Source organism: Chamaesiphon sp. GL140_3_metabinner_50, assembly GCF_025361915.1.
Taxonomy (GTDB): domain Bacteria; phylum Cyanobacteriota; class Cyanobacteriia; order Cyanobacteriales; family Chamaesiphonaceae; genus Chamaesiphon.
The window spans coordinates 1-6,510 of record NZ_JANYJC010000126.1; the positions used below are offsets into that span (position 1 = coordinate 1).

General features: G+C 46.2%; 9 protein-coding genes. 3 read left to right on the forward strand and 6 right to left on the reverse strand.

Annotated elements, in window-relative coordinates:
* The first annotated feature begins 281 nt into the window (after positions 1-281).
* Positions 282-584, forward strand: a complete 303-nt coding sequence (ureA, locus tag Q0R35_RS06695; protein ID WP_295615317.1) for an urease subunit gamma — start codon at positions 282-284, stop codon at positions 582-584.
* A gap of 89 nt (positions 585-673) precedes the next feature.
* On the opposite strand, the gene Q0R35_RS06700 is transcribed toward ureA, so the two are convergent.
* Together Q0R35_RS06700 and Q0R35_RS06705 are read right to left on the reverse strand one after the other, a co-directional pair.
* The gene (locus tag Q0R35_RS06700; RefSeq protein ID WP_295615318.1) at positions 674-916 is read right to left on the reverse strand and encodes a photosystem I reaction center subunit PsaK; all 243 of its coding nucleotides are present in this window, start codon (positions 914-916) and stop codon (positions 674-676) included.
* Between the two features lie 48 nt (positions 917-964).
* Positions 965-2,326 carry a HAMP domain-containing sensor histidine kinase gene (locus tag Q0R35_RS06705; protein ID WP_295615319.1) on the reverse strand — a complete coding sequence of 454 codons (1,362 nt, stop codon included), beginning with the start codon at positions 2,324-2,326 and terminating at the stop codon, positions 965-967.
* A gap of 77 nt (positions 2,327-2,403) precedes the next feature.
* On the opposite strand from Q0R35_RS06705, the gene Q0R35_RS06710 reads away from it, so the two are divergent.
* Together Q0R35_RS06710 and sfsA are read left to right on the forward strand one after the other, a co-directional pair.
* A complete protein-coding gene (locus tag Q0R35_RS06710) occupies positions 2,404-2,745 on the forward strand; it encodes an Hpt domain-containing protein (RefSeq protein WP_295615320.1) in 342 nt (113 codons plus the stop codon).
* An 89-nt stretch (positions 2,746-2,834) separates the two neighbouring features.
* Positions 2,835-3,536, forward strand: a complete 702-nt coding sequence (sfsA, locus tag Q0R35_RS06715; RefSeq protein ID WP_295615321.1) for a DNA/RNA nuclease SfsA — start codon at positions 2,835-2,837, stop codon at positions 3,534-3,536.
* Here the strand turns inward: sfsA and Q0R35_RS06720 are convergent.
* The 4 genes from Q0R35_RS06720 to Q0R35_RS06735 all read right to left on the reverse strand — a co-directional run bounded on the left by Q0R35_RS06720 (position 3,533) and on the right by Q0R35_RS06735 (position 6,212).
* A complete protein-coding gene (locus Q0R35_RS06720) occupies positions 3,533-3,694 on the reverse strand; it encodes a hypothetical protein (RefSeq protein WP_295615322.1) in 162 nt (53 codons plus the stop codon). The two genes, sfsA and Q0R35_RS06720, sit on opposite strands and share 4 nt — an antisense overlap.
* A 25-nt stretch (positions 3,695-3,719) precedes the next feature.
* Positions 3,720-5,012 (reverse strand): MFS transporter, encoded by a 1,293-nt coding sequence (locus Q0R35_RS06725; RefSeq protein WP_295615323.1) that lies wholly within the window; start codon positions 5,010-5,012, stop codon positions 3,720-3,722.
* 143 nt (positions 5,013-5,155) lie between these two features.
* Positions 5,156-6,016, reverse strand: coding sequence for a HEAT repeat domain-containing protein (locus Q0R35_RS06730; RefSeq protein WP_295615324.1), 861 nt, complete (start codon positions 6,014-6,016; stop codon positions 5,156-5,158).
* The gene (locus tag Q0R35_RS06735) at positions 6,003-6,212 is read right to left on the reverse strand and encodes a hypothetical protein (protein WP_295615325.1); all 210 of its coding nucleotides are present in this window, start codon (positions 6,210-6,212) and stop codon (positions 6,003-6,005) included. Before Q0R35_RS06735 ends, Q0R35_RS06730 begins: the two co-directional genes overlap by 14 nt.
* Positions 6,213-6,510 lie beyond the last annotated feature (298 nt).

Genomic DNA, 6,510 nt, shown 5'->3' on the forward strand with positions numbered 1-6,510 from the left:
TTAGGTAGGGGCAATGTCTTGTCGGTGCTTGGTTGATTTTCACGGTCGGGAAACCCGACCGAAAATCAATCCGCTTTTTTATTCGGGGGGAACCCTAGACATAAAACCGCCGCTTCATGAATTGCCCCTACCTAAATGGCTAGCAATCCCCCAAACCATTGCAATCATTGGATAATCTGTGGGTAATGGATAGCTTTATAAGGGGGGGGTTGGGGGGGTAATCCCAGCAAAAGCGAAGTCTAGAAGACATTTTGCCAAACATCCTTCAACCCTTTCCAACCATGCAACTTTCCCCACAAGAAAAAGATAAATTACTCATTTTTACAGCCGCGCTAGTCGCCGAACGTCGCAAAGCTAGAGGCTTAAAACTCAACTATCCCGAAGCAATTGCTTATATCTCGGCGGCAATTCTCGAAGGTGCTAGGGATGGGCAAACTGTTGCCCAACTAATGAATTATGGCAAAACGTTACTCGATCGCGATGATGTGATGGAAGGTATTCCGGAGATGATTCACGACATCCAAGTCGAAGCGACATTTCCTGATGGTACTAAATTAGTCACCGTTCACGAGCCGATTTTGTAGCGCAGATTGCTACTGGCACATTAAGCCGAAAAATCCCTCAACTGCAACTGTAGGGGAGTCGAGGGATTTTATGAATCGAACAAATCGATCTAAATGATTCCCAGGCGAGTTAAACCAAGGACGGCACCTACACCGAGGAGATGTCCGAACGAAGTACCGCCTAAAAGCTGCGCGATCGTCAAACCACCAACCAGAGTTGGGCCAGCTTTTTTGGTAGTACTAGCAATCGCCACTCCGAGCAGAGAAGCAACAGTCATGACGATCGCGATTGTTGGCGACCAAACTTGGCTCAAAGGGCCGATCGCACCAAGTAGCAATGTAGCATTCAACATGATTTACTCCTAAAATTAAACGTCTAATTCTAGCTTAAAGTATTCTATCTACAGTGAATGATAACTTTTGGTAACAGGAGCGCGTTTGAATGTGACAAAAACAGTCGTACCGACTCCAACTTGAGTATCGATGCGGAGTTCGCCCTGATGACTGGTAACGATCGACTCGACGATCGCGAGTCCCAATCCCGAACCGCTGCTGACATCAGAAGCAGTAGCGGTTCGAGCCGGATCGACACGATAAAACCTGTCAAATAAATATGGCAGAGCGTCTTCGGGAATTCCCATCCCATTATCTTGAACTTGGACTTGCAGATATGATATATTTTGATGAGTTAGATGTTTTAATTCAATATTAATCTCCGACGGGTGTTTTCTATGTGGCGGCGTGTACTGAATCGCATTAGTTAGCAAATTAGTAAATAGTCTTACCAGTCGATCCCAATCGCCATCGATCGTAAATACATCGAGTTCGCGATCTTGCTCTGCCAGTACCGGATCGATAATTTCAAATTTTAGGTTAATGCCTCTGGCGGCTGCGGCGAGTTGCTGCTCTTCGATCGTTTCCATTAATAAGGCATCGAGCGGCACTAAGCTAAACTCTGGCGTAACAATACTGCTATCTTGACGGGCGAGAAATAATAAATCGTCAACCAACCGCCCCAACCGCCGCGTCAGGCGTTCGATCGTCTGGAGTTGTTGGCGTTGTTGGGGTAGTAACGGCTCCTCACTGAGTGCTACCTGAACGTTGGCTTGAATAGTCGCGATCGGATTGCGGAGTTCGTGCGATGCATCGGCGGTAAACTGCTTGAGCTGCTGGTAAGAAGCTTTGACTGGCTCGATCGCAATCCCCGATAAAAACCACCCAATCGTCGCGACGCTAGCTAATACTAACGAAGTTCCGATCGCGAGATCGATAATTAACGATTCGGTAGGCTTGGTAACTTCAAACCAAGGATGACTGACTCGTAAAAAGCCGACTAAAACATTGTATTTATAGACTGGTGCCGTAATCTGCCGCAAAATTCGATCGTGACTAACCCGCACCGTCGCACCATCTAGATCGATCCACACTGGTAAATTGAGTGGCTCTTTGAGTGTAGACCACAATAACTTACCGCCAAGATTGAATAATTCCAAATCGATCCGATCGTCATCGAGTCGATCGGAATTATCTTGAAAACTCGCTGCGACATTAATCTCAAACCGATTGGCAATCCCTGGCGCATCGATCCTGTCGATCGCGATCGAGCGAGTAACTACCTCCACGACATGATTTAACGTATCATCGATCCGCTCGATTAGAGTACTCCGCACGTAAATATACATCGCACTGGCAAATACCACTAACACGATCGCAGTCAAGGTAATATACCAAATTGCCAACCGACGGCGGGTAGTTTGAAACATAGATAGATTAGGGAAATAGGCGATCGAAAGGATAAACTATTAATCGTAATCAGCTTACACTCTCACGACATCATCCAATGAACGATCGCATAGACATCGACTGGGAACAACTGCATCAAGTTTCAGAAGACGATCCGGAATTTGAACTAGAGTTACTCACCATGTTGGCAGAAGATGTCAAAATTCACATCGAAGATCTCCGTCAAGCTGTCATCGATAAAGATCTAGTCAAGATCGGTCATGAAGCTCACTACATTAAGGGTGCGAGTGCAAATGTCGGGATTACCAGTATTGCCGCATTAGCCAAGCAAGTCGAAACCCTCGCACGCGATCGACAGCTAGTTAATATTAACGCCCCGATCGACCAAATGGCGATCGATCTCGGTTATTTAGAAACCTACATCGCCACCAGAACCTAGCTCTCTATGTAGATTTTGGATTTTAGATTGTAAATGCCAACTCCTTACTCCTTACTTCTTACTTCTTACTCCTTACTCTCTCCCCTCCCTTGCTCTACACCTACCCACAACTCTACCCCGGCATTTTAGTCCAACGGTACAAGCGGTTTTTTGCAGATATCCAACTCGATACAGGAGAAATAATTACCGCACATTGCCCTAATACTGGCCCGATGACTGGAGTATGTCAAATTGGCGCGCCAGTGATGGTATCTTTCCACGATAATCCCAAGCGCAAACTCGCATACACTTGGGAGACAATTTCGATCGATGGTGTGTGGATTGGCATTAATACCGCCTTGCCCAACAAGCTAGTTAAAATCGCCCTAGAACGGCAGCTATTACCCGAACTAGGCGTATACCAAACGATTCGATCGGAAGTACCCTACGGGCAGAATAACCGCAGTAGAATCGACTTTTTACTCGAAGGGGGAGAACGATCGATCTATCTAGAAGTTAAAAATACCACTTGGTCGATCGGGGATATTGCCGTTTTTCCCGATACCGAAACTACCAGAGGTCAAAAACACCTGCGCGAACTCATCGATGTCATGCCCCAAGCTGGTGCGGTGATGCTCTACCTTATCAACCGGGGCGACAAAACCAAATTTGCGCCTGGAGATACTACCGATCCGCTCTACGGTAAGCTCTTACGCACCGCAATCGCCAAGGGATTGCAAGTACTCCCTTGTCGATTTGAAGTCAGCACTCAAGGAGTCGAATATCTCGGACTTGCCGAACTCGCGTTCTAACTTACTAGCGTTAATATGCTCTGAATTAACACACCAGCTACTGGAGCAGGGCCAGACATATCTGTCGGCAAGAAAATTCTTGCGCTGGTGGCAACTAGGGCGAACAGAAATACCAGCAAAATCAAGAATGGAGCGACATTTTGGCGAAAGAAGGTCATTAGATTATTTAGATCGGGTCGGTCGCTATTGTAACGAATTTTTCTCAGCTTTTGAATTCCAGGGAGCAAGGAAAGTTAGCAAGATCAGCCCTGGAACCGCAGCAAGAATACTTAGTAAAAAGAAATTCGACCAGCCGATTTGCTTGGCAATACTGCCCATCGGTGCGACGATAAAGCTTTTTCCCGACAGCATCAGGCTGGTAAATAAAGCATACTGCGTCGCGGAAAACTGACGATTGCACAAACTCATCAAAAAAGCGATGAATGCCGTAGCTTCCATCCCAGCAAAAAAATATTCAGAATTAATCGCTAAAATTAATAATGCTTCGCTCGGACTTTGCCCGACAGGTGCCAATTGTACCGACTGAGCCAGTAACCAGTAAGGGATAATCCCGATCGATAGTAACCCGATCGAAACCCATAACGCACGATTGATGCCAATTTTATTGAGTACGATCGCACCGACAAAGGCACCCAGAATAGTCGCCACGATTCCCAATCCACCCTGAATCGTACCGATTTGGGTTTGGGTAAAATGGATTTCTAGTAAAAAAGGGGTCGCTACACCTTTAACCATATAGTCCCCGATTTTGTAAATGACGATCAGCAACAGCACTAAAATGCCATTGACGATGCCCCGTCGCTGAAAAAAGTCTTGGAACGGCAGTACGATCGCCGCGAGTAACGAAGGTGGTGTAGACTCTTGAGCGATAGGTTGTGGTGCTAGTAGAGTGGCAATTAAGCCCAAAGACATCAATCCTGCCAAGATTAGATACACCGCTTGCCAACTTAAATGTCCAGAGCGGGTCGGATCGGCTGCAATTAACGCCCAACCACTCGCCAATAACATTGCAATCCGAAAGCCAAACGTAAATAATGCCGCCCCAGCACCCATTTCCAACTCTTCTAGCACATCGGTTCGGTATGCGTCGCTAGCAATATCCTGAGATGCACTAAAAAATCCGATCGTGACAGCCAAAATAGTTATTACTTGCAGATTATTCGCGCTAGGTTGCTGAATTGCCATCAATCCGATTGTGAAGATTAAGGCAATTTGTGTCACTAATAACCATCCCCGTCTGCGCCCCAAAAAAGGTGGCACATATTTATCTAGTAATGGCGACCACACAAATTTCCAGGCATAAGGCAACATTGCCAGAGCCGATAATTGGGTAATCGCTGGCACCCCTACATTTGCCGTACTCAACCAGGCTTTCAGCGGTGCATCGATAATTTGGGATGGTAGTCCTGATGCAAAACCAAGCACCAACAAAGCTGCCATTTTCCGACTCTGAAACACTTGCAATAACGATTTCATCTCAGCCACCCGATCGAATTTTGATTTCCAATCATCTCACAAATGTGGTGGCAGATATACTTCGATCGGGCGATCTTCAACGACAGAATGCGGATTGCAGCAGTTTTATTTTTAAAAACCAGCATCAGATCCGGTCTCAATTTTCATGACGATCGTTGCTGACTCGATCGAGGTTTACAAGCTAGTAGGGCATCTTCTAAATAGGTACTATCGCACCAAGTTTGTAAATGCAATAATGCTGGGTAAAGACGATCGTCGGCCATTGCTTCTGCCGCCTGGATTGCGAATGTGCCTACGTCATCAGACATCAGCTTGGTAATCAGTTGGGGCAAGATCCGATCGTCTTTGCGATTCGCCAGCCCTGCCAATGCCTCATCATAAATTTCGGCAGTTTCCTTACCTTGGCGATCCTCTAGCAGAAACCGCTGATATAACGCCTCTCGAATCGCGGGTGTATCTACCTCAATTAACGTCCCCAAGCCAAAAGTCGCCCAATCGCGGACTTCTGGGCACACATCTGTAGATAACTTAATTAAACCCAAAATAGCTCGATCGTCATCGCGTCCGCTCAAGCCACTCACCACCCCATAGCGCACCTCCCAATCGGGATGTAAGCAAAATTTTAATTGTGGCTCGATCGATCGTGGATCTCCTAAATGCCCAAGCGCAATACAAATATCTCGTAAGACGAGTGGGTCGAATTCTTGCGCTAGCAATTCTAATAGTCTCGTCACACATTCGTCAGGGAACGTTCGCTCTGGGATGCCTAACTGTCCCAAAATATCGATACCTAGAGATCTTTTCTCAATCGACACACACTTTGTCAATGCGATCGAGCGATCCAATACCTCTCGATTTCCGCGCCGCTGGAGCAAGCCCACAAAATGCCAACGCTCCTTTGCATAATCGTCATCTTCTTCAGGTGCTGATAGGGCTAGCTGAATTAATTCGGCGGTAGACCTTGAATCGATGCCGATCTCTAATATTTTTCTAATGTTGTCCAAATATTTTCTCCTTGCAGCCATCTTGGGCTGCATTAACAAAGTTGTCACTTTCCAATTTAGCCTGAGGTCGGAATGTATTGTGCAATTGGTGAGATCTCCCGATCTCAATATTCCATTGCTGGGAGTTGTTTGCTGGCTGGTAATCAGTCGATGCTGTCAGATCTGTAGGTTGGGTTGTGATTCGGCTATCGCTCATCAACCCGAAGGAAACTAGAGCATACTCACCAGTGCAGTATGAGTTTGGAGTTCGCCATCCCAACATACATAACTAAACCTGATAACCCCCATCAGGTCTATAAAACTGAGAAAGGTTTACAAACATTAACAATCGGGTTAGATTAGATTCATACATAAAAAACATTCCGTTCTATACAGAACACCAGCAATCATAATCACATGACCACAACCTTACAACGCACCCAGAACGCGAACGTCTGGGAACGCTTCTGTAGCTGGATCGCCTCCACAGAAAATCGCATTTACATCGGCTGGTT